Genomic DNA, 26269 nt, shown 5'->3' with positions numbered 1-26269 from the left:
CGCCAACTCGCGGATTCGCGATCGCCAACTCGCGGATTCGCGCTCGCATGAGCCGTGCGGAAGATCGCGTCGGCGCTCTTCGTTGGGGAGGGGGACAAGTGGCTCAGATCGCGGCGGCGATGTCGGTCTGCGCGAAATCCTCACCCTTGAACAGCAGTGCGGCGTTCAGGCTCCGCGCGAGAGCATAGGAGTAGCAGTCGCCCATGTTCAGCGAGGCGGCGTGGCGACCCTTGCCGAATCGTCGCCACGCTGCCGTGGCGATCGCGGACTGTGTGGCGTCGAAGGGCGCGACCGTGACGCGAGCACGAGAAATGAGTGCTTCGAGGTCCTGCGTAGCCGCCGGCCCCTGACGCGATTCGGCCACGATCGTCGCCTCCACGAATGTCGCTGCGCTCACGTGCAGATCGCCGGCATTCGCGGCGATTACGCGGGCGAAATGTGACGCATCCTCTTCGCCGAGGACGATCGCCATCAACGCCGAGGTGTCGAGGGCGATCGTCATCGTGGAAGCCCTGCCTCGTCGTAGCCGATGATCTCGTCGGCAGAGCGCGCATCCAGCGTCGTCCGATCGCGCCCTCGGGAGATGATCGCCTCGAGGTCGGCCTGCACGTCAGGTGTCGTGCTCTGTGCCCTGACTCGATCGAGGCGCTCTGCGAACGCCCGTCGCGCGGCAACCGTAATGCTCTCCCCTGTTGCGGCGGCGAGAGCCCGCACGAGGCGATCCGCTTCGGGGTCCTTAATGTTCAGCGCCATAGGCGGATTCTACCAAGTGAGGAAGAAAGGAAGATAGTTAGGAATACCGAGCCAGGCGATCCGCGCTTCTCCTTCTCGGTCGATTCTTGATTCCACTAGTAGGTAGATTCTTGATTCCACCAGTGAGTAGAATCAGCGGGGAAGGAAAGTGATGCGCGAAACGGATGCCGTCTGGCGGACCTTGGTTGATGCTGCCCTCGCCGGGCGGAGGCAATGGAAGAACGCCGGTGATCTCGCGTGGGAAGCCGGCGTCGGGGAAAAGATCACCTACAAGGCACTGTCTCGTCCGGCTGCGATCGGTGCAGTGACGAAACACCCCGGTGGAGGCTTCAGTGTGTCGGATCCGGAACGGGTTCTCATGCTGCTCGCGGCAGCTCGAACACTCGCGGGCACACGCGGAACCGGGTTCGCCGCGGCCCAAGACCTCGTCGCGCGTACGCCTGAATATGCGATTGGGGGTACTCGTGCAGCGGCTCATCACCTCGGTGGTCGCAATCTCATCGCGAATCACGGAATCGCAATGGTCTACGTGCCCTTCAATACGGATCTCGATGGACTTCCTCCCGGCGACGATGCGCTCGTGATCACGGTCGACCAGCACACGCTTGCGAGGTGGAACGACGGGTTCACCAGTCCTGCACAGACCTACGCGGATCTCTTCGCCCAGCCGGGATGGCAGGCCAGCGAGTTCCGTCGTGCCCTGTGGCGTGAATGGTTCGCGATTGACGATTGGGCGCGGGCGGAGGAACGCGTTGGCTGAGGTGCCTCTCGATGACGAGGGACATCTGAGGTTCGTCCTCGACTACCTGGGCCACGAACTCGAGCCGTCGATCCTTATCGGAGGGTGGGCGACGTTCGCTCGCGTCGGCGGTGACATCAGCCGTGACATCGACCTGATCATCGGCTCACATGAGGTGCGGGAGAAGGTCAGAGGCGCCTTGTCGGAGCTGTCGGAGTCCAGCCATCTGCAAGGAACAAAGTGGCGCGGTGAAGTCGAGGGTGTCCACGTCGATGTGTACATTCCACACCAGTCCGAGCTCGGCGGAAAGCTCCGTCTACGGGTTGAGGTTCTCGCTGACCACACGGAAGACCTCGGCCAAGGCAAATGGCGACTGCTCACGATCGACGCTCACACGGTCTCGAAGATGGCCGCACTGCTGGATAGGCCCGACACCGAAAAGGGATTCAAGGATGCAAGGGAGATCCTGCGCCTTCTCGAGACAGGCGTCGACGCGTCGTTGGCGTGTCGCATACTCGCGCGTGCGTCGGCCAGCCCAAAGTTGGAGCTCGTGAGCCACGTCGACGCGGCTTTCGATCTGCTGGGCGCCCGCTCTGGTGCGAACAAGGCACAACGCGAACGCATTCGTCGCTGGCGCAGGGAATGGGTGGCTGCCATCGCGAGAGAAGTGGAGTCCGCCCCGCAGCGTGGCAGGCCGGCCCTCGACTGAGCGCCCGACGCCCGCGAAGGCCGCGATCGCCGCAGGCATCCTGGCTGCGGAACCGATGGACGTTCCTGATCCAGAGACCTGCGCGCCGAACTCGAACTCATCCGCGGATATGCGCCCTTCTCTGGCGCACACTGGAGAACATGGAGGTCGGCGTGGGGATGGACACACTTGCCGTGATCGTCGCGCTCGCAGTTGGCATCGTGGGCCTCGCGACAACCGTAGCGGCGTCTGCGCGACGCACCCGCGTCGAGTTGAAAGCCGAGTTCGCGACGGAGATTTCTCGCCTCGGCGACCGCCTCTCGCGGCTTGACGACCGGGTGTCTCGGTTGGATGACCGTATCTACGCACTCGCGGCGGGTCTCGCACCGCGTCTTGCTCCCGCGGGTGACGCTCCGCACGACGAGTAATCGGCGTTCGTCGCTCCCATCAACAGGATGTCGGTGGCGGCGGCAATCTCGGGGTGTCGCGACCGGGCTGTGCGACATAGATCGCGAGAGCGGCGGCGGCGTCGGCTTGCCGGTAGTCATAGGTGACGACCGCGCGAAGATCATCGCCGAGCTCCAAAGCGGACGCGAGATGCACGGCATCCAATGATCGAAGAGCAGCCGGCTGGAGGGTTGCCGCGCGCTCGAAGATCGCGGTGCTCAGCTGCAGCACCGTGAGCGAGTCCAGCACCTCCCGCGCCCGCACGATGCGCTCGGGCGCGCCACCGCGCACTGCGCGCAGCAGTTCGGTGCGGCAGAGGTCACTTGTCACGGGCACGCGATCCGGTGCCTGAAGCCATGTCAGCAACGCCGCCGACTCGGTCTCAGCGACCACGAGCTTGACCACTGCCGAGGTGTCGAGGTAGCACGCCATCTCAGAAGCGCTCGTCGTCGCGCGTGTCCGCCAGGTCTGCGGACAGGGGTTCGCCGGGAGCCGGCGGCTGCAGGGCGCTGAGGGAGCGGCTCGGAACGCGCGCCCTGCCCGCGTTGATCAGACGCTGCAGCCCCGACTCTGGGATCGGTGAAAGCTGAGCTACCGGACGACCGCGATCGGTGATCCACAGCGTCTCGCCCGCCGCCGCTGCCGCGACCACGGCCGACGCATTCTGCTTGAGTGCTCGAATCCCCACCTCGTCCACGTGCTTCATTGTAGAACGTTGGGCGGTCGGTTGGTGGGTCGCCGGGCATCCCCACGGCGGCGATGCAGCGATGTCGGTGGAGTCTGCGACGATGGACGCATGGACTACTGGCATGAGGTTGCTCGCGCGGTCGGGGGAGCAAACTACGATCGCGCCTGGAGTCTGAATGCGGCCGGTCGGGTCACGCTCGTCGAGCTGGATGCAGGCAGCGCCGAGACCTCGGTCGACGCGGTCGTGCGCGATCTTACGTCGCACGGGGATGACGTGCTGGTGGTCTCGCTCGAGATCGAGCCGGCTCGCGGAACGCTGAGCGCCTACTGCAGCTGTGAGCACGCTCCCGGGTGCACGCATGTCTGCGCCGTGCTGCTGGCGCTTTCGGATGCCGACCCCGGCACGAGCACGGGGGCCTTCGGGCCTGCGGCGGGCGGGCGCGGGGGATCCGGGCCCCGTCAGACCGTGCCGCCGTGGCAGCGCGCCCTCGACGGTTTGCTGCCGGCATCCGACGAGAACGCCGTCGAGCTCTGCGTCTTCATCACGGTCCAGACGCCGCCGACGACGCGCTGGAACAGAACGCCCCCCAGCCCGAGCCTGGTCGCCCGGCCCGGGATGCGCGGCACGCGGGGTGCCTGGATCAAGGGCCAGGCGCGCTGGGGGCACCTCGACGGGCTGCGAGCAGATCCCGGTGCGCTCGCGCTGCTGCGCGAACTCGACATGCTCGACGCCGACTCCTACTCGTGGGGCTACAACTACCGCGATCAGGAGTGGATGCACCTCGACCGGCTTCCCTCACGGACCCTGTGGTCGCTGCTGACCGATCTGCAGGCCGCCGGCGTTGCGCTCGTGTCGCCGGGCAAGGCGCAGCATCCGGTCCGCCTCGACGGTGAGCCCATGACCCCGCGCATCACGGTCGCCGAGAACCGCAAGCGCCTCTCGGTGCGCGGCGAGCTGGTGGGTGCGGGCGGTGCCGACGGCGAGTCAGGTGCTGGTGGTGCGGAGGGTGAGTCGGGTTCGGGAGGCGAGTCGGGTGCGGGCGGTACGGATGCCGACACCTCGGGCGGCGAGCTGCTGTTCGTCGGTGCGCCACCGATCGCCATCGCTCGCGTCGCCGGGGCCGGAACTGCGGGCGAACGCATCGTGCTGCATCCGATCGACCCGCCGCTGTCGGAGCCGATGCGCGAGCTGCTGACCGCCGCGAAGCCCATCTCGATCGACACCGACGGCCGGGATCGGTTCGAGAGCGACTACCTCCCGCGGCTGCACGCGATCGCACCGGTCACCTCGCCCGACGGCAGCTACGCCGTACCCGCGCCGCCGCGTGCCGTGCTCGAACTTCGCGTCGACCACGGCGACGGCCAGGCGCACCTCACCTGGCGCTGGGACAGGCTGGGCGGCAGCATCCGCCCCGATCCGATTCGCGAGTCCGGCATCCTCGAGGCCGTGCGACGCGCGGCCGGCGCGCACGCCGAGACCGTCGTGCAGGCCGCGGGCACGGATGCCTCCCGCTCCGCCGCCCCGCCCGACCAGACTCTACGCGGCGCTGCCGCCGTGCTCTTCGTCGCCGAAGTGCTGCCGGGACTCCGCACGCTCGACGGGCTGCACGTCATCGAAGACGTCGAGGCCCCGAGCTTCCGAGCCGCAGCGCAGGCGCCGGATGTCTCGGTCACCGCCCAGCCCGGCACCAACGACTGGTTCGACCTCAGCGTGCAGGTGAGCATCGAGGGCGAAGAGGTCGACTTTGCGACACTGTTCCGCGCGCTCAGCGACAACGAGCCGATCCTCGTGCTGCCCAGCGGCACCTACTTTCCCCTCGACACCCCCGAACTGCAGCGGCTGCGCGATATCATCGCCGAAGCGAGCGCGCTCTCGGATCGCCCCATCACCTCGGCGCGCGTCAGCCGCTACCAGGCAGACCTCTGGGAAGAGCTCGTCGAACTCGGCGTCGTCGCCAGGCAAGAGATCGAATGGTGGATGCGGGTGCGTGGCCTCAACAACCACGACCAGCTCACCGCCATCGAGCCGCCCCACACCCTTCGCGCGGATCTGCGCGACTATCAGCGCACCGGACTGTCGTGGCTGCACTTCCTGCGTACGCACCAGCTCGGCGGGGTCCTCGCCGACGACATGGGCCTCGGCAAGACCCTGCAGACTATCGCGATGATCGAGAAAGCCCGCGTCGATGCGCTCGAGACGGGCGACGCGCAGCATCCGCCGTTTCTCATCGTCGCCCCCACCAGCGTCGTCGGCAACTGGGCTGCCGAATGCGCCCGCTTCGCCCCCGACCTGCGCGTCGCCACGATCACCGCGACGGGAAACAAGCGCGGCGCGGCGCTTGGCGACGAGGTCGCCGGAGCGCATGTCGTCGTCACGAGCTACGCCCTCTTCCGACTCGAATTCGACGCCTACGCCGCGCTCGACTGGCAGGGACTCATCCTCGACGAGGCGCAGCAGATCAAGAACCCGTCATCCCAGGGCTACAAGTGCGCGCGGATGCTCGACGCACCCTTCACGCTCGTCATCACCGGGACACCGCTCGAAAACAACCTCCTCGAACTCTGGGCGCTCGTCTCGCTCGCGTGCCCGGGACTTCTCGGCGGCCGTCGCACCTTCACCGAACACTTCCGCACCCCCATCGAGCGGGAGCGCGACAATGAACGGCTGCGGACGCTGCAGCGCCGCATCCGTCCCTTCCTGCTGCGCCGCACAAAGGAGCTCGTCGTCGCCGAACTCCCGCCCAAGCAGGAACAGGAACTCGTGCTCGACCTGCACCCCACCCATCGGCGACTCTACGATCGGCGGCTCGCTCGCGAACGCCAGAAAGTGCTCGGGCTGGTCGACGACGTCGAGGCGAACCGGTTCCAGATCTTCCGCTCGCTCACCCTGCTTCGTCAACTTTCGCTCGCCCCCGACCTCGTCGACGAGGGCGACGCCCCATCCGCGAAGCTCGACGCGCTCGTGGGTCTGCTGCGCGAAGCATCCGCCGAAGGGCACCGGGCGCTCGTGCTCAGCCAGTTCACCCGCTTCCTCACTCGCGCGCGGGATGCCGCGACGGATGCCGGCATCGCCTCGCTCTACCTCGACGGGTCGACCACCAACCGTCCGGCGGTCATCGACCAGTTCCGCACCGGCGACGCGCCAGCCTTCTTCGTCTCACTCAAAGCCGGAGGCGTCGGACTCAACCTCGTCGAGGCCGACTACGTCATCCTGCTCGACCCGTGGTGGAACCCGGCCGTCGAGGCGCAGGCCATCGACCGCTCACACCGCATCGGTCAGACACGGCCCGTCATCGTGTACCGGCTCATTTCCAAAGGCACGATCGAAGAGAAGGTCATGGCGCTCAAGACCAGCAAAGCCCAGCTGTTCGACCGGGTGCTCGACACCGACGGCGACGCCATCGGCGGCGGGCTCTCTGCTGACGACATCCGCAGCCTCGTCGACTAACCCGCGGGCCGCCAATCGCCGTCTCGTGGTCAGGAGAGCGCGGCACGGATGACGCGGGCTACCTCTTCCACGGCCGGGAGCAGTTGGCTCATCGAGGTCTCGTAGGTGCTCCAGCTGCGGCCCGCGGGATCGAGGACGTCGTCCTCTGCCGGATCGCCGGGGGCATCCACGGTGCCGCGCACGCTCAGCACGCGGGCCAGGGCGGCACGGAAGCGGGCCTGGGGATCGTCACCGGCATCCGTCGCGGCGTCGCGGATCTCGGCATCCGTCACGTGACGGGACAGGCGAGTGAACTCGAGGATGGTGAAGGTCTTGCGCAGCAGCGACGGATCGAGTTCGACGACGGCCTTGCGGTGTGCGCGGGTCATCGCGAGCACCAGGTCACGACCGGCGAGCACCGGCTCGGTGACCCGCTGTGCCGCATGGGCGTCGACCTGCGCCGCCGGGATGCCGAGCTCAGTCGCGATCTCGCATGCCTGCTCGGTCATCGCCTCGCCGGGGCGCGGCTGGGTTCCGGCGCTCGCGACCTCGACCGGGAGGTCGGCCAGCAGCAGACGCAGGTACAGCTCCGAGAGCGGGGAGCGGACGATGTTGCCGGTGCAGACGGTGAGGATCTCGATCGGCATGAGGTGAGGATACCTGGGGTGTCGTTTCCTCCCCAGGCGAGCATCCTGGCCGAGTGCATGAGTCGTATATTTGTACTTATCTCAATGTCGGAGGGTGGTTATAGTGTCGTATACATGAACGATCCGCTGGTCACTCTTCTCGACGCCATCGCCGGCGTCGGCGACGCGTGGCCGGTCTCTGCGAGCGGGCAGCGCCTGGCGGTGGAGTCGCTCGACCAGGCGCAGTTGGTGGCGGCGAACGAGAGCCTTGGTCGTCTGCGTCGACACCTGGATGCCGTGCATTCCCGTGTCGCATCCGAGATCGCCCGGCAATCGCGCCCCGAGCTTGGACCCGACGGGCTCGCGAAGAAGCACGGCTATCGCAATCCGATCGCGCTCGTCGCTGCCACCACGGGAACCACGAACGGGGATGCTGCGCGCCTGGTTGCGGTCGGGGAGGCCACGACGCCCCGGCGGACCTTCAGTGGCGAGGACGCGCCGGCTCGGCATCCGCATGTTGCCGCGGGGCTCGCCTCCGGCAGCATCGGAATGCCCGCTGCGTCGGCGATCATCGCGATGCTCGACCGGGTCGCGTTCCGGTGCGACCGCGAGACGCTGGATGCCGCCGAGCAGACCCTCGTGCAGCAGGCCGCTGGACTCACCCTCGACCAGCTCGCGAAGGTCATCGCGCGCGCTGAGGCGCACCTCGACCCTGACGGGCTCGAGCCCAAGGAGTCCGAACTCCGCGCCGACCGATCGGTGCACATGTTCGAACGCGCCGGGATGCTCCACCTGCGCGCGACCCTCGACCCCGAAACCGCCGCCCCGGTGAAGACCGCCATCGAAGCACTCGTGTCGGCGGAGTTTCGCGCGCAGACCGACGCGCAGCGCGGGAGTGGCGCCGGGGCCCGTGCAGCGGGCGCGGGGGTCGGTACAGCGGGCGAAGGCGCAGGGCCTGGCGGCCAGTCAGCGCTCGCTCCCACCGACCCGGATGCGCCGCGGCGTACGGTGCCGCAGATGCAGGCCGACGCGCTCGCGCTGATCGCGTCCCACTTCCTCGGATGCGACACTAACGACGCGCCCGTCCACGGGGCCACCGTCATCGTGCGCATGACCCTTGACCAGCTCACCACCGGTGCGGGGGCGGCGCTCATCGATGGAATCGACCAGCCCGTCACCGTCGCCACCGCCCGGCGGATGGCAGCGGGCGGGGGAATCATCCCCTGCGTCCTCGGCTCCCGCGGCGAGATCCTCGATTGGGGTCGCGAGAAGCGGCTCTTCACCAGAGCGCAGAAGCTCGCGCTCGCCGAACGCGACGGGGGATGCGCTGGATGCGGACTCCCACCAGGAATGACCAAGGTCCATCACATCCGATGGTGGGCCAGAGACGCCGGGCCCACCGATCTCGACAACGGGGTCCTGCTCTGCGACAGCTGCCACCATCGCATCCATGACAACGGCTGGGATATCCGGATCGACGGCACCGGCATCACGGCGCGGGTTTGGTTCATCCCGCCCGCACACGTTGACCCCTGCCGCGCGCCCAGACTGGGCGGCCGAGCGCGCTACGACTACGCCGCATGACGGCCGGACTACGCGGCATGAAGGCCGCACGAAGGCCGCGCGTACGCCGCACGAAGGCCGCGGGTGCGCCGCACGAAGGCCGCGGGCACGCGTCGGTGCCAGGGAGCTAGCTCTCTGCGTGGGTGGCTTTGCTCAGCGGGACGGGACCATCTGACTGACCAGATCGGCGTAGGCCACAAGCGCATCCAACGCGGGGACCATTTCGTCGACCGCGCGGGCGTAGTGAGCACGGCGGCGGGACAGTTCGGGGTCGAACACGTCATCTGCCGTAGGGTCACCCGGCGGGTTCGTCGTCCCGCGGATCTCGCGCACCTGCTCGATCGCGGCGCGGACACGCGCATCCGTATCGTCGCCGGCCCGCGCGAGCGCGTTCGCGAGAGACCCGGCATCCACCGCGGCCGAAAGCCTCGCGAACTCGCGCATCGTGAACGACCGCCCCAACGCGCTCAGATCGAGCCGCACACACGCGCTGCGGTGCACACGGGAGGCCCCGAGGATGATGTCAGCCTGCTCGACGAGCTCGCGCGTGAGCCGCTGCGGTCGGTGCGCCTCGGCATCCGTCATCGACAGACCGAGGTCTCGCGCGGCGTCGCGGGCTCGCCGGGTCATGCCATCGCCAGGGCCCGGATGCGTGCCGGCGCTGCGGACGGTGACGGGCAGGTGCGCGAGCCTGTCGCGCAGGTACAACTCAGCCAGGGGCGACCGGATCATATTCGCGGTGCACACCACAAGGACATCGACCATTGATTCCCAGATCTCTTTGGTCAACTAACTTCGGGTATCGACGTCCCCGTCCCCACGCGTGTCGACAGAACTAACACTAGGGGGTGAAATGTGAACGGTGGGTTTCGTGGCCGGTGTCGAGGTGCGTCACCCGTTCGAGTGGTCCCGCTCAGCGGGCCGGGGTGAAGGCGTCGCCTGCCCACACCCACGGCACGCCGTCACCGTCGAGGGTGATCGCGACAGCGGCATCGGTCGGCAGGCCCGGGACGCAGGATGCGGCATCCGGCTCCGCGACGACCAGCCCGTCACAGGATGCGGCATCCGCTCGCGCGGTCGTGATCTGGCCATCGCCGGCGACGGTCAGCGCGAGCACGCCCGGCTGATCAAGAGGCGACCATGTCGTGGCATCCGTCGACTGGGAGGCAGCCGACCCGCAGATCACCGCCGTCGTGTCGCCGCCCGCGCGCACACCGGTCGGGGTCGCGCAGGGGGCGTCGAGCGTTCCCGCGGGGGTCACGACCGCGACGGGATTCGCGGGGTCCACATACGTCGACGAGGCGAGGATTTCATCGTTGGGTTCCCAGAACTGCCCGTCGGTGAAGGTGCGCATGCCCTGCAGGGTGCAGTCCGCGCCCATCAGGGCGACCATCTGCGCCTGATCGCCCGTGTACGGCGAGAGCGAGAGCACCTGACCGATGCCCAGATACCGCGGCGTCACATCCGACCACGTCGCACCGGCATCCGTCGAACGCTCCAGCAGCGGCTCGACCGACCCGCATGCCCCCGCGGTCGCGCGCCACAAGACGCCCTCGGATGTCGCCAGGAACCGTTCGGCGGCGCCGGCCGCGGCCTCCACCGTCGGCGTCGGCGTCGGGGTGGGCGTCGCACTCGGGGTCGTCACACCCATCGTCGGGGTGATGCGTGGCGCCTCCGTCGGGGGAGGGGTCTGCGTGCGCGTGATCGCGAGCCAGCTGAGCCCGCCGACCGCGATGATCAGCACCGCGACGATCGCGACCGACACCCAGGTGGGCACACTGCCCCGTGAGCGGCGTCTCGGCGTGCTCGAGCGGTAGGCCACGGCGGTCCTCGCGTGTCGGCTGATGCGGCGGGCGAAACAGGATCCGCTCGCGTCGGCAAAGCGGATGGAAGCGTGTGGTTCCGGCGCCGAACCGGCGAGGACGTCCCCCGACAGGTACCCTGGCGCCTATGACGGAGTCTAGCGCGGGGACGATACGTTCGCGGGATCGCAGCTCGTCGCGGGGGTCTTCCGGGGGCGCATCCCGGGGGTCCGAGCGGCGCTCCTCCCGGGGCTCGGGGCGGCGCGAGAGCGCCCGTCACACCTGGCGGTCGGGCGGGTCATCCGTCGCCCGCTGGGACTGGGAACTCGTCGGCTGGGCAGTGCTGCTGCTGGGCGCCGGCATCCTGCTGTCGACCCTCGCCGACCGGCTCCTGGGCGGGACGCTCGGCTCCGGGCTCTCCCTCGCCGCACTCTGGGGCGGGATGCTTGCCGCGATCATGCTCGCCTTCGTGCGCTCGCGGCCCCGGACGCTGCTGCGCTTCCACCCGTTCGACCTGCTGTACGGACTGGTTCTGGGTGTCCTCCTGCGTCTCGTGCAGGGCTTCTTGGAGATCGCCGGCACCGGAACGGCGGCGTGGCCCTCGATCGCCACGGTCGATGGCCGGCTCCCGGCATCCTTCTGGTTCGACGGTGTGCTCGCGCCGATCGTGATCTCGCCCCTGCTCGAGGAGTTCTTCTTCCGGGCGGTGCTGCTGGTGGCGATCTTCACGGCAGTGAGACGGATGACGGACTCGCGCTCCTGGGCCGGGTTCGCTGCGATCGCCGCGACGACCGTGCTGTTCGTCGGCCTGCACCTCGTGTTCGAGGTCTACGCGTGGTGGTCCCTCGTCTCGATCGCGCTCGTCGGTCTCGTCTGCGGCGGACTCGTCATTGCGACCTCCCGCATCTGGGGCGCCGTGCTCACGCACGTCGTCTTCAACGCCGTGTTCGTCGGCATGCTCGTCATCGGAACCGTCGGCGCCTAGCCGCCTCTCCTCGCTCACGCGCGGTGCCCCTCACGCGTCCACAATCGCCTCGAGACGCCTGTGCTACACGTGCTACAGATGATAGATTCGGCGTATGCCGACGATCAGCCACCGCGAGATGCGCAACAACAGCGCCAGCGTGCTGCGCGGCGTGCAAGACGGCGAGACGTACGTCGTCACCAATGACGGGGTGGCCGTCGCCGCTATTGTGCCCAGCGGCGAGCACGTTGCCGAACTGCCCGTCGTCCGCCGTGCGACAGCCTCGCGCGACATTCGGTTGCTCGCGCGTCACGGCATCCGAGGTGACGTTCGCGAGACCCTCGACCAGCTGAGATCCGAGCGGTGACCCGCGCATACCTCGACACCTCCGCTGCCGCGAAGCTCATGATCGAGGAGCCCGAGTCAGCTGCGCTTGCTTCCTGGGTCGACGAGGGCGCGGTGGAACTCGTTGCCGGGCTGTTGCTCGAGACCGAATTGCGCCGTGTTGCGGTGCGCCACGATATCCCCCAGCTGGACATCTCCGCCCTGCTCGATCATGTCACTCTCTACGGACTCACCCCCACGGTCTACCGGGACGCAGGTCTGCTGCTCGGCACGGCGCTGCGCACGCTCGATGCTCTCCATCTGGCATGCGCACTCCGCCTCGGCGTCGACACCGTCGTCACGTATGACGAGAGGTTCGCGGACGCGGCGAGGGGTGTGGGCATCCCGGTCGTCGCGCCCGCGTAGCAGACCGTCTCCCCGCGGTGTGCGGCTAGAGCGCCGGGGGGAGCGAGACGAGGCCGAGCCGGGTCGCCTCCGCGATCGCCTCGTGACGCGAGGAGACCCCCATGCGCCGGTAGAGCGAACGCACCTGCGACTTCACCGTGTTCACCGACACGTGCAGGCGCCGCGCGATCTGCGCGAGTGACTCCGTACCCGTCAGCGCCGCCAGCACCTCCCGCTCGCGCGGGGTCAGCACGACCGCAGGCGGCGGGGTCGGGACCACAGCCTGACCGACATGCGGCGGGAGGGTGAGGGGCAGCTCGTCGCGCACGGATGCCGGCACCACGGCAAGCGGCCGCCACAGCCCCTCGTCGCGTGCCAGAGCCGCCGCTGCGGCACCGACCCGGTCGTCTGCGGGAAGTCCCGCCCGCTGGAGCGCCAGAGAGGTCAGCAACAGCGCCTCCAGTCGCACCGACGGCCCGACACCGCGCCGGTGCGCGAGGAAGCGCGCCGCGTGCACCGCCACGAGCGGGTCGGCCCGGGTGATCAGTGCGCGCACCGCTCCGAGTGCGCACAGCCACGGGAGAGAGTCCGGGTCGCGGACCGCTTGCGCCGGGGGCATCCCGAGCGTCTCGCCCGCCTGCTCGCGCAGGAACGTCGCGACGCACAGCCCGAGCGACCCCTCCGGGAGCGGGCGGCTCTCGGTGGCGGCGTCGACGAGATCGAGCACGCCCGCCGGGTTCCCGGACGCGAGACGCCAGCGGCCCTCCGCGAGCAGCACGAGCGGCCAGTACTCGAAGAGCAGGTCGCGATCGAGGCTCGCGAGCAGGTCGGGCGCGCGCTCGTCCATCCGCTCGACGGCGACGAGAGCACGAGCGAGACGGATGCGGGCCCGGATGCGCTCCGCATACGCGTTGTTGGGCAGCCGATGGGTGTCAGCGCGCGTCAGCATCGTCTCGGCCTCGCGCAGCCTGCCCTCCATCGCGAGAACGCACGCCTGCTTGACCAGTGCGTCGCGGCGGATGCCGAGATCTTCGTCACCGTCGGCCGCTGCCAGTGCCCGGCGGTAGTGGGACAGCGCCGCTGCCGTGTCACCGGCGAGCAGCTCCGTCGTGCCCATCTGCGAGTACGCGGCGGCGAGGAACTGGGGAAGCTGCGCAGGTTCCCGCGCGGCCTCGGTCTCAATGTGCTGACGCAGTCGCTGGGCCACATCGCGTGCCTCGTCGAACTCCCCGCGCAGGCGGTGAGCGAGCATGCGCTGCGCGATACGCCATCCCTGGTCGGCGTGGGTATCGAGGCTCGCGGCGGGTGCGGCATCCAAGGGACGGGTGCTGAGCAGGCGGATGCGTTCTGGGCTATCGAGCACGGGGAGAGCGAATCGTTTGGCCAACAGGAGGGCCGGTGGTGCGGCATCCTCGGGCACGGGGATGAGCAGTCGACGCAGCTCGCTCGGACGGTCGAGAAACAGCGGCCACAGCCCGACCGTCAGCAGCCGGATCGCGGTCGCGGCGTCGTCACGTGCCCACGCGGCATCCACCTGGTCGATCAGTGCCGTCAGCACTTCGGGGGCGGTGGTCGGCGGGGCCTGCCCCGCTGCCGGGGGAGCGAGGCTCGCGGCGACCACCTCCGTCGAGGGGATCTCGTAGGGCACCTCTGTCGAGGGGATTTCGGGGGGCACCTCTGTGCCGCGCAGGGCATCGGCCGACGGCGCGGCGCCAGTCGAGTGGGGACCGTGGGTCTGTCGGTTCGGCATGAACATCGAAATCCTTCCCGTCACCACCACAGATGGCGGGGAGAGGAAATCGTGACGCGGAATCGAAGAATCCCGTGCGGCTCCCGGGCGCGTGCCCACCTCGGCGCGACCGAACGGTGCGGTGCGGTGGCGCGCTACCCGGCGGTGAACGTCACGAACGACGCGACGCCGTGGCGACCTGTCGCCGGGTCGATGTAGCGGATGCCGATCGTCACCGTCGTGTCGGAGGCGGGCAGCGTGAACTCCTGCGCATACGAGCCGGAGGCATCCAGCACCATCGGTGTCGGTCGGCAGGGCGAGGGATCGGGAAGCTTGATGCGCTGGACGGATGCGGTCGGCGTCCCCGTGATCGACAGCAGGAATCCCGAGCGCGACACGACCTCGCCCTCACCCGGCGAGACGAAGGCGGGCGGTTCGGTCACGGATACTGTCACGCCGGTCGACAGCGGAGACGTGCGGCCATCGATGGTCTGCCGGGCGGTGAGCACATGATCACCCGCGGGGAGATAGGCCGACGCATCCGTCGTGCATGCGCCGCCCGACAGATCCGTCACCGTCCACGCACCCGCATCGTCGGCGATCACCGTTGCGCGGACGACATCCGCCTCATCGAGCACCTCGACGGTCGCACCGGGTTCGGCATCCGTTCCCGACAGCTCGGGATACACGTGCGTTCCCGCGCTCGCGTCGACGACGAACTGGGGCGCCGGCAACGGCGGGTCGGTCGGCGTGGGACTGGGCGTCGGGGTCGGGGTGGCCGTCGGAGTGGGACTGGGCGTCGGGGTCGGGCTGGGAGTGGGGTGTGCGGTCGGCGAGGCGCTGGGGCTCGGTGCGGGGAGGGGAGGCACGACCGCACCCGGGTGCGCGGAGGTCACGGGCGCCGGTGTCCGTTCCGGGCGGGCAGGTCGGGGCGGTCCGTTCTCGTCAGCGCCCGCATCGTCGGCCTCGGGCGCGGGAGGCTCCATCGACGGCGCGGGGGCATCGGGGATGTCGACGCCCCCTGCCTGGTCGTCGGCCGACGGCGGGGGAGCGGCGTCCGCGGCAGGCGGATGCGCGGCTGTCGGTGCGCCGAGCCCCGTGCCCACCGCGGCCCACACACCCGCGCCCAGCGCGAGGGCGGCGATCGCTGCCGCCGCCACGACTCCCGCCTGCGCCGAGCGGGACAGGCGGGAGGTGCGCGGCCGCACCCTCGTGGCGGTCGCACCGGCTGCGGTCGTGCCGGCCGCGATCGTGGCTACGCCGGCGGCAGCGCTGGACTGCAACCAGGCACCGTAGGCAGCGGCAGCGGGAACACCGACGACGACCGGCAGCAGGGCGAGGGCGAGCCGGCTCGAGACCTGCTGCGCTTCCTCCCACGCCAGCGCGCACCTCGCGCACGTCGCGATATGCGCCTCGGCGGTCCGGGCGTCCCGGCTGCTCAGGGCTCCGCGGGTGTGCGCGCCGAGCATCGACAGCACCCCGCGGCACTCGTCGCTGTCGGCGGCGAGCAGTTGCCCGTTCACCCACGCATCACGAAAGCCGCGGCGGGCACGGATGACCAGAGCCGACGCGGCGTTGGCGGCAAGCCCCAGCAGCGGCGCGAACTGACGAGGCTTCAGGCCCTCGACATCGCTGTACCACAGCGCCTCCTGCCACCTGGTGGGCAGGGAGCGGAAGGCCGATACCGTCACCCCTGCTTCCAGCGAGGCCTCCACCGCGCGGGCGGTGTCGATCTCGGCGGGCAGCTCCGCGACATCCGTGCTCGAGGTCTCCGCCGCGCGGGAGCCCCACTCCCGCGCAACGTTCTTGACCGCCGTCAGCAGGTAGGGACGAAACCCCATGGTCGGGCCGCCGCCCGCCTTGATGCGGGCGAACACCCGTGTGAAGGCTTCGGAGACGACATCGTCGGCATCCAACGTCGTGAACGCGCGCGCCACCGCAAGCGCGGCGGCGCTGTGACGCAGCCACAGCTCGGCATAGGCCGCTGAGCCATTCCGGCGCGACAGTGCGACGAGATCATCGTCGCTGAGCGTCGTCAGACCACTGCGGGACACGGTCAACTCGCCTTTCGAGGGGACAAGGAGGAGAGCCGTTCCCAGATACGACTGTCTTCCAGATTGGGCGGCAACGCCGCATCGCGCAACAGTGCACTTTCTGTGAACAGCTGCACGAGGCGGCTCAGCTGGGCGAAGTCCGTGGTCGTCAGCCCGGCGCAGTCGAACACGACGGTGCGCACGTGCGGGGTATCGGTGGCTCCGTCCGGCTCGCCCGGGAGGCTCCGTGCACACGGCGACACGAGCAGCATCCGGGCGGGAAGCGCCCGTGTCCACGGTGCCCGGCGAGGCGACGCGCACGTGATCTCTGCGGTACCCCTCTGCCAGCGCCGCAGCCGGGATGCGTCCTCGACTTCGAGCCACGGTCCGCGCAGGGTGGCCTCGATCAGACGCGGCACACCGGTGCGGGCCGGGATCACGGCCAGGCGCCAGCGGCGGGCCGTGAACCTGATCGCCCACGGCCCTCCCGACGATTCGCGGTCGGGAGGGCCATGGCCGTGGTGGCTCGCAGGAGTGCTCACGCTCCTACAGATGCCGGGTGGTGTGTTTCATGACGCGGTTTCGCTCACGCATCCGTTCGCCGACGCGATGCCGCGAAGAATCCGCCACCGGCGATCAGAAGGATCAGTGTCGCCATGATCAGCCACCACGGCAGCGTTCCTCCCGTGCCCGCCAGCGGGTCGGCCGCCACCGGGGTGGTCGTCGACGCCGTGAGCGTCGACCCGGGCAGCTGCTCGGTCGGGGTGGTGACGGTGGCCGTGTTGGTCACCTCGGGGTAGGCGCCGTTCGCCACGCTCACCACGAGCGTCATCGACGCCGTCTGTCCCACGCCGAGCGGATCGGTGAGGGTGCAGGTCACCGTCTGACCGGAGGCGTCGCACGTCGCGCCGGTGCCCGAGGCCGACACGATGCTCAGCCCGCGCGGCAGCACGTCGGTCACCACGATCGGACCGGGGTCCTCGGTGGGCCCGTTGTTGGTCACGGCGATCACGTAGGTGCCCTTCGACCCGACCTGCAGCCCGCCCAGTGCCGTCTTGGTGACCACGAGGGTCGACTGCGGCGGCACCGTCACGGGGTCATCGCTGGTGTTGTCGGTCGGGTCGGTTTCGGGCTGGTCGGCCGCGACGACACCGACGTTCACGACCTCGTCGTAGGCCGCCGCCGTCACGGTCACCGTGAGCGAGAGGGTCGGGGCGTCGGTCGCCGGCGCCAGATCGCCCGTGAGCGTCGCGGTCACCGTCGTCGTCCCATCGGCGGCCACGGGGTCCGCCACGACGGTCCACGCGGGGTCACTGCCGGCGGCATCCACGTACTCCAGGCCCGCGGGGATCGTGTCCACGACGGTCACACCGGTCGCGGTCGAAGGACCGTCGTTGCGGACCGCGAGGTCGAACGGCAGGTCATCGCCGATGCGCACGTCGTTCGCGTCGTGGGTCTTCACGATCGACAGGTTCACCGCCTGGGCGATCTGCAGATCCGCCGTGTCGGTGTTCTCGTGCGGGTCGGGTGCGGGCTCGGGAGTTCCCGAGCTCACCGTGGCGCTGTTGGTCAGCACCGTCGTGCCGGTGACCGGGTCGACCGGAATCGACGGGTCGAGCTGCACGATGAGCGTCACCGCCGGGGCATCCGTTCCCGCCGCAAGCCCCGTGCCCGAGGGCAGGCGGGTGAGCGTGACGGTCTGGGTACCACTGACCGGATCGACCGGATCGGCAACGGCCGACCAGTCGGTCCCATCGACGAGCCCGACGAACGTGATGCCCTCGGGCAGTGTGTCCACGATCGTCACGGGAGCGACGGCGTTGGAGGGCCCGTAGTTGTGCACCTCGAGGAGGTACCGGGCGTGCTCGCCCGCGATCGCGTCGGTGACCGGGTCGCCCGCGTCATCGACAGCGGTCTTCACGATGCCGAGATCGGCGAGAGTGTCGACCCGGATCGTCGCGTCATCCGTGTTGTCGGAGGTGGAGGTCTCCGGTGTCGAGGTCGCCACCGTCGCCGTGTTCGTCAGGTCGGTGCCGGTCAGCACGGATGCCGACAGTGCCGCCGTCACCGAGATCGTGGTCGTCCCCACGGGCAGATCGGCGATCTCGCACGCCGCCGGCGTCACGGTGACATCGCATGTCCAGCGGCTGCCCGACATGGCGGTGACGGTCATCCCGACCGGTGCGGCATCGGTGACCACGACGTCGCGCGCCACCGACGGACCCTGGTTCTCGATCGTGAGCGTGTAGCCCACGTCCGTGCCGGCGATGTAGGGCCCAGCATCCGGCGTCTTGGTGATCACGAGGTTCGTGAGCGTGTCGAGGGCCGTCGGATCGTCGGCGTGGTCGTTGCTCGGGTTGTCGTCGTCGGGGCCGTCCACATCCGCCTCGTTGGTGTACGAGCCGGGTGTGAGGTCGGCATCCGTCGTCGCCGAGAAGACGATCACGATCGTCGCGGCGTTGGCGAGGCTCGAGGAGGCATCCCCGACCGTCCAGGTGAGGGTCTGGCCCGACACGGCCGGCTCGGTCGCCACGGCCGCGCCGCCCGCGACGCTCACCGTCGCGCTGCCGGTCTCGTAGCCGAAGCCGGCGGGCACCGTGTCGGTGATCACGATCGGACCCGAGGATGCCGAGGGGCCGTTGTTGGTGACCGTGACCGTGTACTGGATCGGATCGCCCGCGTGCACGGTGCCGGTGTGGGTCTTCGCGATCGACAGATCCGCCGAACGCTCCGAATCGGAGGTCGAGTCGGTGTCGTCGGGGTCGTTGGTCGCGTTGTCGGCGTGCGCGATGACCGTGTTCTCGACCGTCGCGCCGGTCTCGACCGTCGCGTCGAGCACCAGAGTCACCCGGAAGGACGCGGACCCGCCCGCGACCAGGTCGCCGGTGAGGGCGAACGTCTGGTCGTCGCCGGGTGCCGAGGCCGAGGAGGTGCGCGTCCAGGTGCCCGTGACCGACTCGAACGACTGGTACGTGAAGTAGTCGGCGACCTCGTCGTCGACCGTCACCGCGCGCGCATCGGCCGTGCCGGTGTTGGTCACGTCGACGAGGTAGGTCACGGGGGCGCCCGGCACCACCGGATTCGCCGCCGTGGCGGGCACCCACGCGGAGCCGTCGAAGACGACCCGGGTCTTGTTGATCCCGAGCGTCGTATCGATCCCCGGAGTCACGGTATCCGTGTCGCTGTTGTCGGGGTCCGGATCGGGAGTCTCGCCGGGGGTCACGGTGCCGGTGTTCGAGATGCCGGTGCCCGCGGGCCACGACGACTCGATCGTGCCGGTCAGCGTGAAGGTGGTGACCTGACCGGCCGTCAGCCGCTCCCCGTCTGCGAGGGTGAGGGTCACCGTGTCACCGGCGGCGAACGGGCCCGGAGCCGACGCGGTCCAGCCGGCGGGGAGCGTGCCCAGCGTCGTGTTCAGCATCCCGGCGGGGATCGTGTCGGTCACGGTGATCGGGTTCGCGCTCGTCGAGACCGAGTCGGACGGTCCGTCGTTCGTGACGGTGAGGGTCCAGGTCACCGATCCGCCCGCGTTCACGGAGCTCGAGCCGGTCTTGTCGATCACGAGGTCGGCGGACGCGGTGACGGGAACCTCGGCGTCGTCGGTGTTGTTCGACGGGTCCGGGTCGTGGGTCGCGCCGGTCACGGTCGCCGTGTTGTCGACGGGCGAGTCAGCCGGGTCGAAGGATGCCGCAGCCTGCGCCGTGACCGTGATGACCGGGAAGCTCGCTCCCGAAGCCAGGGTGTCGGCGCTGTTCGTGCGGGCGCAGTCGAAGCCGGTCGTCGACACGAGAGCGCAGTCCCACCCGTCGCCCGAAACCCCGGTCACGCTGAAGCCGTCCGGCAGTGCGCCGGCATCTCCCCAGGTGTCGCTGACGGTGAAGGGGCCGACGGCGTCGTCGGGACCGGTGTTGGTCACCGTGATCGTCCACGCCGTACCGGCGGCGCCGCCTGCGATCAGGCCCGTACCCGGGTCCTTCTGCAGTTGCAGGTCGGCGGAGTGGATGAAGGCATCCGCGGTCGCGTCCGGGCCGGTGTAGTCGCCGTCGGCGTCTTCGGTCGCTCCGGAGGTGTCGGTCGTCGTGCCCGCCACGGCGTTCGTGTGCGGCGGGCGGACGATCGGCGGACCGGCCTGTGTGACGCCCGCGTCGACGAGTGCCGCGGCGCGCGGGATCGTCGTGAAGACGATCATGATCGACTGGCCCGGCTGCAGCACGGGAGCGGTGGGTGCCGCGGTCCCGAACGACCACGCGAGCTGCTGGGGGTCGCCGGGGTCGCCGCTGCCGGTGACCGTCGTCGTCGGCGAGACTGTCGAGCCGGCCACCGTCGCGCTCGTGATGGTCTGGAACTCCCAGTTCACCGGCAGCGTGTCGACCAGCTCCACCGTCTGGGCGGGGCCGTCACCGTTGTTGGTCGCGGTGATCGTCCAGCTGAACGGCGTGCCCGCGTAGGCGAGATCACCCGCGGTGACGGTCTTGGCCAATGCCACGTCCGGCAGCGCCGGGTCGACGGTCGCGGTGTCCTCGACATCCGTCGGGTCGTACTCCCGACCGTCGTCGGGGAACGACTCGTAGTGGTCGACGGACGCGGTGTTGGTGAAGGTGTCACCGTCGTGCAGGTTCGCGCTCGCGGTCAGCGTCGCCGAGTACGTGAACTGCACGGTGTTGCCGGGCGCGGCGTTGCTCAGCGGACCCGGCAGGTCGGTCTGATCCCACGTGATCGTGCCGCCGCCGAGCACCGGGTCGGCGCCCGTGAGCGCTCCGCCGCCGGTGATCGTGGCGGGGTCGACGACGACACCCGCGGGGATGACGTCGCTCACGACCATGTTGTAGGCGGGAGTCTCGCCGGTGTTGGTCACCGTCACGGTGTAGTCGAAGCTCTCGCCCGGGTTCGGGGTGGCATCCGAGACCGTCTTGGCGATCCCCAGCAGCGGATCCAGGACGTCGACGTTCGCGTCGTCGTCGATCGTGGTGCGGGTCGACGGGTCGTCGTTGGTCGTGTTCCACGCGAACACGGCGGTGTTGGGCAGGTCGTCGATGTTCGCGGCGACCGCCCCGCCGTCGAGCAGCACCTCGTAGGTGAGGGTCAGCACCCGGTCGACCGGCTGGGACAGGATGTCGTTCCCGGCGCCGTCGTCGTAGGTCCAGGTGGCGGTGTTCGTGCCGGCATCCAGCGTGTAGTCCCACGTTCCGCTGACCCCGGTCGACGGACTCGCGGTCGGGCCCGTGATCGTCGCGTCCTGCAGCACGACTCCGGCGGGAAGATCATCGGAGATCACCGGGTCGTAGTAGTTGATGTTCGCTTCGAGGGTGACCTCCACCTGGTATTCGACGGTCTCGCCGAGCGGCTCGGAGACGCCGCTCGTGAACGCATCCGTCGTGCCCGTCGTCCGCACGCCCTTGGCGATCTCGGCGGTCACGGCCCTCACTGTCGCGTCATCGGTCGAGGTGCGGGTGCCGCGACGGCTCGTGACGTCGCCGCCGAGGCTCGACGGAAGGGTGTAGCCGGTCTCGGCGGCAGTGTTCGTGTAGCTCTCGCCACCGCCGGTGGAGGGATCGATGCTCGCCTCGTACGTGATCGAGGCGGTCGGGGGGATCTCGGCGACGTTCCAGGTGATGGTGCCGCCCGCCCCGGTGGTCACGCCGACGTCGTACGCGGTGGGCGCGACGGAGGCCGAGCCGATGTCGACGATCAGGCCTGCCGGCACGGTGTCGACGATCACGTTGTCGTAGGAGATCGGGCGATTCGAGGTGTTCGCGACACTCAGCGTGTACGTGATCGTGTCGCTGGTCGTCAGATCGGATGCCGGCGACGCCGACTTGGTGATCTGCGGGTTCGGCTCGATGTAGGTGACGGAGGCGTCGTGCTGCCCGTCCCAGGTATCGCTCGTGAACAACGCGCGGTTGGTCAGTGTCGCGTTCGTACTGCCCGCGTCGCCGACGAAGAGAGTCAGCGTCACCGTGAACACCTGCGGGTCATCCGAGGTGTTCGAGTAGGAGCCGGGGAAGCTCAGTTCGCCCGTCGCAGAGAGCGAGAAGTCACCCGCGGTCGCGCCCGTCAGCGCCGTGGCTGCCCAGGTCGGCGTGCCGTGCACCGTGTACGGCACGGTCGTGCTGCCCCGCAGGAGCGTTCCGCGATCGCGCAGCACCGCATTCGTGACCGTCGTGTGCGCGGGGACCGAGACCGAATACTCGAAGGTGATGAGCTCGCCCTGCACGGCCTGGCTCGAGCCGTTGTTCGGGTCGAGGTTCTGTTCACCCAGACCGGTGTTCGGGCCGACCTCGGTCGAGAGGAGTTCCTTGTCCACAGCGGGGTCGGGTGTGTAGACCGACGAGTCGTCCCGCGTGTTCGCGCCGGGTACGGTCTGGTCGACGGGGCGGGTCGTGTCATCGAGGGAATCGGTCGGGTAGAGCGTCTGGGTGTCGCCGGTGTTCAACTCGACGTCGTACTGCGTGATCGACGCCGTGTTGTCATAGTCGACGTTCACGCGCGCGTCGGCGGGAATCGTGACGTCGTAGGTGAGGGTCGCCGTACCCGGCGCCGCCGCGACCGCGACACCTGTCCACACGATGACCGAGCGGCCGCTGGAGGAGGACTCGAGATCGGTGGGGTAACCCGGGTCGCCCGGATCCAGCGCGGTGCCGCCATTGCTGATCGCCGACACGTCGCCCTTGTCGATCCCGCTCGGCAGGGCATCCCACACCGTCAGATCGGCGTCGAAGTCACCGCCCGAGAGGTCCACGCGGTAGGTGACGACGTCGCCCGCAGCGACCTGGATGCCGTCGCGGTTCGAATCGAACACGGTCCCGTCCGCGTCGTTCTGACTCTGCGCGGGAAGGGTAGCGTCACCGTCCACGTCCCGGACGCCCTTGAGGAGGGTCGGACCCTGACCGAGCTGGATCTCGGACGCGTCGCGCAGGAAGAACAGGTCACCCAGCACGTTCTCCTGCTGGTACTTCATGAGGTTCTGCGGCTTGTCGAGTGCCGAGCTGTCGGACGGTGTGTTGGAGGTCACCTGACCCAGCACGTGCAGAACAAGCGTCGAGTTCAGCGGAACGTAGCGGTCACCGCCCGCGCCGACGGCGCCGACCCGCCAGTCCAGTCGCTGACCGCTCTGCGAGAAACTGTCGATCGTGACACCGCCGGTGGTGCCGCCCGGTCCGCTGTAGATCGCGGAGTCGAGGTAGGTGACGCCCGTGGGAAGGAAGTCGGTGACCAGGGGGTTTCGAACGTCGATCTCGTTCGCGAACTCGACAGTGAGCTCGTAGCAGACGACATCCCCGGCGTGGAAGGCGGGGTCCGCGGCATCCGTCTGGTTCTGCGCCCACGGAGCGCCCGGGGCGACATCGCACGAGGTCGCGGCAGTCGGGGCCACTCCCGGCGTCGGGACCACGGCGTCGCGGGGGAGCACCTGCTTCGAGATGGCCGAGAACGCCGAATCCAGCGTCGCCTCGGAGTCGTCCCACACGTCCTCGGTGCCGTCGGCGGGGACGCCGGCGCCGTTGGTCACGCCGGTCAGGGCCGGGATCGCGTCTGTCCAGCCCGTGATGGTGACCGTGTTGCCCAGACTGTCGCCCGAGGTGGTGGGCCCGACCCAGGGATCATCCGTGTCGTACGTGCTGCGCATGAGCGCCGTGTAGCTCACGTCATGGTCGTCGTTCGCGCTGAGCGCCGCCGGATCGATGAGGTAGCTCACCTCGAACGTGCCGGTGGCGGCGTCGTAGTCGATCGCGGTCGCCGTTGCGCCGGTGAGGGTCGCGCCGGCATCCGTCGACGGATAGGGGCAGTCGGCCGGGAGCGGGTCGCCCGTGATACTCGCGGTCGCAGGCCCCGGCAGGACGGGGCACAGGCCGTTGGCGAACGTGTCGACCAGCTCGATCGGATCCGGATCGCTCGGGTCGCCGGCGCTCGTGTATTCGCTGGTCGCGATGTCGAGCGAGTAGGTGGCCAGGCCGCCCGTGACGAAGTCGCCGCCCGCGGCAGTCGTGACGCTCTTGAGCACCCGCAGGTCCATCGCCTGGATCTGCTCGAGATCCGTGTCGCTCGCCGCCGCCGGCGTGGACGGAGCGAGAGGGCCCGCATAGGTGCCGGCGACGGTCGCGAGGTTCTCGTACAGGATGCCGTCGCCGAAGCCCGCGCCCTGGCCCTGGCGGGTCGAGGCGCCGGCGTTGTTGTTGAGGTTCGACGCCTGCCCGAGCCCTGCAGGGTCGGGCGTGCCCGTGCCGGCCGCCGTGACGAAGTCCATCGTGTTCTCGAACAGCGGCACCGCGGCGACGTAGCGGATGACGTACGTGCCGGCCACACCCGCGGCGCTGAGGTCGGTCGCCTGCGCCGTGCCTCCGGTGAGATCGGGCAGACTCCAGGTCACCTTCGTGTACACGCCCGCATCGAGCCCCGCGGGGATACCCGAGTCCACGGTCTCGACGCTCACCGGCGCCAGGCAGTCGGCGGGGGAGGTTCCCGTGAGGGGGCCGGCAGCCGGGTACTCCAGGGATCCGCCGAGGCTCCCGCCCGCGTCGTACAGCAGGGGCGAGTCGGCGGTGTTGTCGACGCTCGCGCACGCGAGGAACTCGAGCCCCGCGGGGAGGAAGTCGACGATGGTGACGGCATCCGTGTCGCCCTGCGGCGTGTTCTCGACCGTGAGGGTGTACACGGTCTGGTGGTCGTGCACTCCGCGCAACAGCTCGATCTCGGGGCTCGGCTCGGACTTGGTGAGCCGCAGTGCCTGAACCGGCATGTCCGTCGTGCTGGTGCCACCCGAGGTCTCCGCCGCGGCTGCGGTGCCGCCGACCCCTGTCGAGCCGTCGAAGACGGGGAGGAGGGCCGCGTCGGCGGAGATGTAGCCGGCCAGGGTGATGTCGGGCTCTGCTCCCACCGGGAAAAGGTCGGCGTCGGGTCGGACGGTCACGGACGAGGGATACGTCGCCGTGCCCGGCAGGTCTGCCACATCCTGGAACACCCACAGCTGCATGCCCGCCGGCACTGTCGCGAGCGGGTCGCCGGCCTGCGTCTTCGCGCTGTTGGGGAGCGAGGCGCCACTCGGATACACGACGGGGCTACCCATCCCCCCCGAAGAGACGAAATCGATCCCGCTCGGCAGCAGGACGGTCAGCGACGCGTTGTAGCCGTTGGTGGTCGAGGTGTTCGTGATCGATACGTCGAACGTCGCATCCTCGCCCGCCAGGATGAACGGCTTGGTGTCGGCATCGCCGAACGCGCCGCCGGTCTGCACCAGTCCGATCGAGGTCGTCGGATCGGGCAGGGCAGCAGCGGACGCCGCCGTCGTCGCGCCCCAGATGCCAAGACCCACGGTGCTCGCGATCACCGCGGGCGTGAGTGCGAGGGAGACCCGGCGCATCCAACCCCGGCGCCTGCGCTCACGGGACGCGCGGCGGGTCGCGGGAGCAGCGGATACGGAGGGCGCAGGGGCGTTCATCGGATGACCGTCTTCTGTCGGGTCGCACCGGTCAGGAGCGAGGGAGGGCAGCACACAGTGCCCGCGCAGGCGCAGGCGCGGAGACCGCCAGTCCCGCTCGGGCCGCGAGCTGGCTACTCCTCAGCCCGAGTATTGAGGTGTGGGCTAGCGCAAAACGGTTCTGCCGCCCGAATTCACCCGGTTCTTCACCCCTGTGCTGTGATGCTTCACACTCACTGTGCTGCCACGGACCGGCGCACGATTCCGCCGCGTCTCACACGTGGAGCCGGCCTCTGTGGCCTAGAGCAGACCGAGGCGGTGAGCCGTGAGCAGCGCCTGGACGCGGGTGGTGGCCCCGAGCTTGCGAAAGAGCGTCCGCTGCTGCGACTTCACCGTGTTCTCCGACACGAACAGGGCCTCGGCGATCTGTGCGCGTGTGAGGTCGGTGGCCAGGAGCTCGAGCACCGCGCGCTCGCGGGGCGTCAGGACCGGCGCGGGCGAGCCGCGCAATAACCTGTTGCCGAAGCCTTCAGGCCAGCCCTCGACAGTCGCGTGTGCGAATCGAGCCACAACCCCCGGAACGTACACGCGTTCGACATCGTCGAGGCCCCCTGACCGCGCGACCAGGCCGCGCAGCAGCTCGGTCGCGTCATCCGTACTGCCTTGGCTA

General features: G+C 69.4%; 20 protein-coding genes. 8 read left to right on the top strand and 12 right to left on the bottom strand.

Going from position 1 to position 26269, the window contains the following annotated elements:
- Positions 1–103: 103 nt before the first annotated feature.
- Together ACSGC5_RS14085 and ACSGC5_RS14080 are read right to left on the bottom strand one after the other, a co-directional pair.
- On the bottom strand, positions 104–502 hold the full coding sequence (locus tag ACSGC5_RS14085) for a type II toxin-antitoxin system VapC family toxin (protein WP_434971232.1): 399 nt from the start codon (positions 500–502) through the stop codon (positions 104–106).
- Positions 499–753, bottom strand: coding sequence for a type II toxin-antitoxin system VapB family antitoxin (locus tag ACSGC5_RS14080; RefSeq protein ID WP_434971231.1), 255 nt, complete (start codon positions 751–753; stop codon positions 499–501). Before ACSGC5_RS14080 ends, ACSGC5_RS14085 begins: the two co-directional genes overlap by 4 nt.
- Positions 754–904: 151 nt before the next feature.
- Here ACSGC5_RS14080 and ACSGC5_RS14075 point away from each other — a divergent pair, with 151 nt between their 5' ends.
- From ACSGC5_RS14075 to ACSGC5_RS14065, 3 genes are all read left to right on the top strand, one after another.
- Positions 905–1513: a hypothetical protein gene (locus ACSGC5_RS14075; protein WP_434971230.1), complete on the top strand. Its 609-nt coding sequence runs from the start codon at positions 905–907 to the stop codon at positions 1511–1513.
- Between the two features lies 1 nt (position 1514).
- Complete coding sequence (locus ACSGC5_RS14070; RefSeq protein WP_434971250.1) at positions 1515–2201, top strand: nucleotidyl transferase AbiEii/AbiGii toxin family protein; 687 nt, start codon at positions 1515–1517, stop codon at positions 2199–2201.
- A 140-nt stretch (positions 2202–2341) separates the two neighbouring features.
- On the top strand, positions 2342–2608 hold the full coding sequence (locus ACSGC5_RS14065; RefSeq protein WP_434971229.1) for a hypothetical protein: 267 nt from the start codon (positions 2342–2344) through the stop codon (positions 2606–2608).
- Positions 2609–2627: 19 nt separating this feature from the next.
- Here ACSGC5_RS14065 and ACSGC5_RS14060 read toward each other — a convergent pair whose 3' ends face one another.
- The gene (locus tag ACSGC5_RS14060) at positions 2628–3059 is read right to left on the bottom strand and encodes a type II toxin-antitoxin system VapC family toxin (RefSeq protein ID WP_434971228.1); all 432 of its coding nucleotides are present in this window, start codon (positions 3057–3059) and stop codon (positions 2628–2630) included.
- 1 nt (position 3060) lies between these two features.
- Positions 3061–3333, bottom strand: coding sequence for a type II toxin-antitoxin system Phd/YefM family antitoxin (locus ACSGC5_RS14055; protein WP_434971227.1), 273 nt, complete (start codon positions 3331–3333; stop codon positions 3061–3063).
- Between the two features lie 90 nt (positions 3334–3423).
- Here ACSGC5_RS14055 and ACSGC5_RS14050 point away from each other — a divergent pair, with 90 nt between their 5' ends.
- Complete coding sequence (locus ACSGC5_RS14050) at positions 3424–6762, top strand: SNF2-related protein (RefSeq protein ID WP_434971226.1); 3339 nt, start codon at positions 3424–3426, stop codon at positions 6760–6762.
- Positions 6763–6791: 29 nt separating this feature from the next.
- Here the strand turns inward: ACSGC5_RS14050 and ACSGC5_RS14045 are convergent, their stop codons facing one another.
- A complete protein-coding gene (locus tag ACSGC5_RS14045; protein ID WP_434971225.1) occupies positions 6792–7388 on the bottom strand; it encodes a low molecular weight phosphatase family protein in 597 nt (198 codons plus the stop codon).
- A 114-nt stretch (positions 7389–7502) separates the two neighbouring features.
- Here ACSGC5_RS14045 and ACSGC5_RS14040 point away from each other — a divergent pair, with 114 nt between their 5' ends.
- Positions 7503–8951: a DUF222 domain-containing protein gene (locus tag ACSGC5_RS14040; protein WP_434971224.1), complete on the top strand. Its 1449-nt coding sequence runs from the start codon at positions 7503–7505 to the stop codon at positions 8949–8951.
- 132 nt (positions 8952–9083) lie between these two features.
- On the opposite strand, the gene ACSGC5_RS14035 is transcribed toward ACSGC5_RS14040, so the two are convergent.
- On the bottom strand, positions 9084–9695 hold the full coding sequence (locus ACSGC5_RS14035) for a low molecular weight phosphatase family protein (RefSeq protein WP_434971223.1): 612 nt from the start codon (positions 9693–9695) through the stop codon (positions 9084–9086).
- A 148-nt stretch (positions 9696–9843) separates the two neighbouring features.
- Positions 9844–10707, bottom strand: a complete 864-nt coding sequence (locus ACSGC5_RS14030; protein WP_434971222.1) for a hypothetical protein — start codon at positions 10705–10707, stop codon at positions 9844–9846.
- Positions 10708–10880: 173 nt separating this feature from the next.
- Here ACSGC5_RS14030 and ACSGC5_RS14025 point away from each other — a divergent pair, with 173 nt between their 5' ends.
- The 3 genes from ACSGC5_RS14025 (at position 10881) to ACSGC5_RS14015 (ending at position 12446) form a co-directional block, all read left to right on the top strand.
- Positions 10881–11717: a CPBP family intramembrane glutamic endopeptidase gene (locus ACSGC5_RS14025; RefSeq protein ID WP_434971221.1), complete on the top strand. Its 837-nt coding sequence runs from the start codon at positions 10881–10883 to the stop codon at positions 11715–11717.
- Between the two features lie 94 nt (positions 11718–11811).
- Complete coding sequence (locus ACSGC5_RS14020) at positions 11812–12063, top strand: type II toxin-antitoxin system Phd/YefM family antitoxin (RefSeq protein ID WP_434971220.1); 252 nt, start codon at positions 11812–11814, stop codon at positions 12061–12063.
- Positions 12060–12446 carry a type II toxin-antitoxin system VapC family toxin gene (locus ACSGC5_RS14015; protein WP_434971219.1) on the top strand — a complete coding sequence of 129 codons (387 nt, stop codon included), beginning with the start codon at positions 12060–12062 and terminating at the stop codon, positions 12444–12446. Before ACSGC5_RS14020 ends, ACSGC5_RS14015 begins: the two co-directional genes overlap by 4 nt.
- A 25-nt stretch (positions 12447–12471) precedes the next feature.
- Here ACSGC5_RS14015 and ACSGC5_RS14010 read toward each other — a convergent pair whose 3' ends face one another.
- From ACSGC5_RS14010 to ACSGC5_RS13990, 5 genes are all read right to left on the bottom strand, one after another.
- Entirely contained in the window at positions 12472–14181 is a 1710-nt protein-coding gene (locus tag ACSGC5_RS14010; protein ID WP_434971218.1) for a LuxR C-terminal-related transcriptional regulator, read from the bottom strand.
- A gap of 128 nt (positions 14182–14309) precedes the next feature.
- Complete coding sequence (locus ACSGC5_RS14005) at positions 14310–16208, bottom strand: zf-HC2 domain-containing protein (protein ID WP_434971217.1); 1899 nt, start codon at positions 16206–16208, stop codon at positions 14310–14312.
- 2 nt (positions 16209–16210) lie between these two features.
- The gene (locus ACSGC5_RS14000) at positions 16211–16729 is read right to left on the bottom strand and encodes a hypothetical protein (RefSeq protein ID WP_434971216.1); all 519 of its coding nucleotides are present in this window, start codon (positions 16727–16729) and stop codon (positions 16211–16213) included.
- Between the two features lie 44 nt (positions 16730–16773).
- A complete protein-coding gene (locus tag ACSGC5_RS13995; RefSeq protein ID WP_434971215.1) occupies positions 16774–25620 on the bottom strand; it encodes an isopeptide-forming domain-containing fimbrial protein in 8847 nt (2948 codons plus the stop codon).
- Between the two features lie 279 nt (positions 25621–25899).
- Positions 25900–26269: helix-turn-helix domain-containing protein (locus tag ACSGC5_RS13990; protein WP_434971214.1), on the bottom strand; the 370-nt coding region annotated here is incomplete at its 5' end.

The organism is Microbacterium sp. bgisy207 (genome assembly GCF_965345035.1).
Taxonomy (GTDB): domain Bacteria; phylum Actinomycetota; class Actinomycetes; order Actinomycetales; family Microbacteriaceae; genus Microbacterium.
The sequence above is the reverse complement of the archived record's forward strand: the minus strand, read 5'-3'. Positions and strand labels throughout refer to the sequence as shown.

What these genes read in the sequence shown, in the direction of transcription:
- ACSGC5_RS14085 (WP_434971232.1), bottom strand. Translation starts at nt 502, where the DNA reads ATGACGATCGCCCTCGACACCTCGGCGTTGATGGCGATCGTCCTCGGC.
- ACSGC5_RS14080 (WP_434971231.1), bottom strand. Translation starts at nt 753, where the DNA reads ATGGCGCTGAACATTAAGGACCCCGAAGCGGATCGCCTCGTGCGGGCT.
- ACSGC5_RS14075 (WP_434971230.1), top strand. Translation starts at nt 905, where the DNA reads ATGCGCGAAACGGATGCCGTCTGGCGGACCTTGGTTGATGCTGCCCTC.
- ACSGC5_RS14065 (WP_434971229.1), top strand. Translation starts at nt 2,342, where the DNA reads ATGGAGGTCGGCGTGGGGATGGACACACTTGCCGTGATCGTCGCGCTC.
- ACSGC5_RS14060 (WP_434971228.1), bottom strand. Translation starts at nt 3,059, where the DNA reads ATGGCGTGCTACCTCGACACCTCGGCAGTGGTCAAGCTCGTGGTCGCT.
- ACSGC5_RS14055 (WP_434971227.1), bottom strand. Translation starts at nt 3,333, where the DNA reads ATGAAGCACGTGGACGAGGTGGGGATTCGAGCACTCAAGCAGAATGCG.
- ACSGC5_RS14050 (WP_434971226.1), top strand. Translation starts at nt 3,424, where the DNA reads ATGGACTACTGGCATGAGGTTGCTCGCGCGGTCGGGGGAGCAAACTAC.
- ACSGC5_RS14045 (WP_434971225.1), bottom strand. Translation starts at nt 7,388, where the DNA reads ATGCCGATCGAGATCCTCACCGTCTGCACCGGCAACATCGTCCGCTCC.
- ACSGC5_RS14040 (WP_434971224.1), top strand. Translation starts at nt 7,503, where the DNA reads ATGAACGATCCGCTGGTCACTCTTCTCGACGCCATCGCCGGCGTCGGC.
- ACSGC5_RS14035 (WP_434971223.1), bottom strand. Translation starts at nt 9,695, where the DNA reads ATGGTCGATGTCCTTGTGGTGTGCACCGCGAATATGATCCGGTCGCCC.
- ACSGC5_RS14025 (WP_434971221.1), top strand. Translation starts at nt 10,881, where the DNA reads ATGACGGAGTCTAGCGCGGGGACGATACGTTCGCGGGATCGCAGCTCG.
- ACSGC5_RS14020 (WP_434971220.1), top strand. Translation starts at nt 11,812, where the DNA reads ATGCCGACGATCAGCCACCGCGAGATGCGCAACAACAGCGCCAGCGTG.
- ACSGC5_RS14010 (WP_434971218.1), bottom strand. Translation starts at nt 14,181, where the DNA reads ATGTTCATGCCGAACCGACAGACCCACGGTCCCCACTCGACTGGCGCC.
- ACSGC5_RS13995 (WP_434971215.1), bottom strand. Translation starts at nt 25,620, where the DNA reads ATGAACGCCCCTGCGCCCTCCGTATCCGCTGCTCCCGCGACCCGCCGC.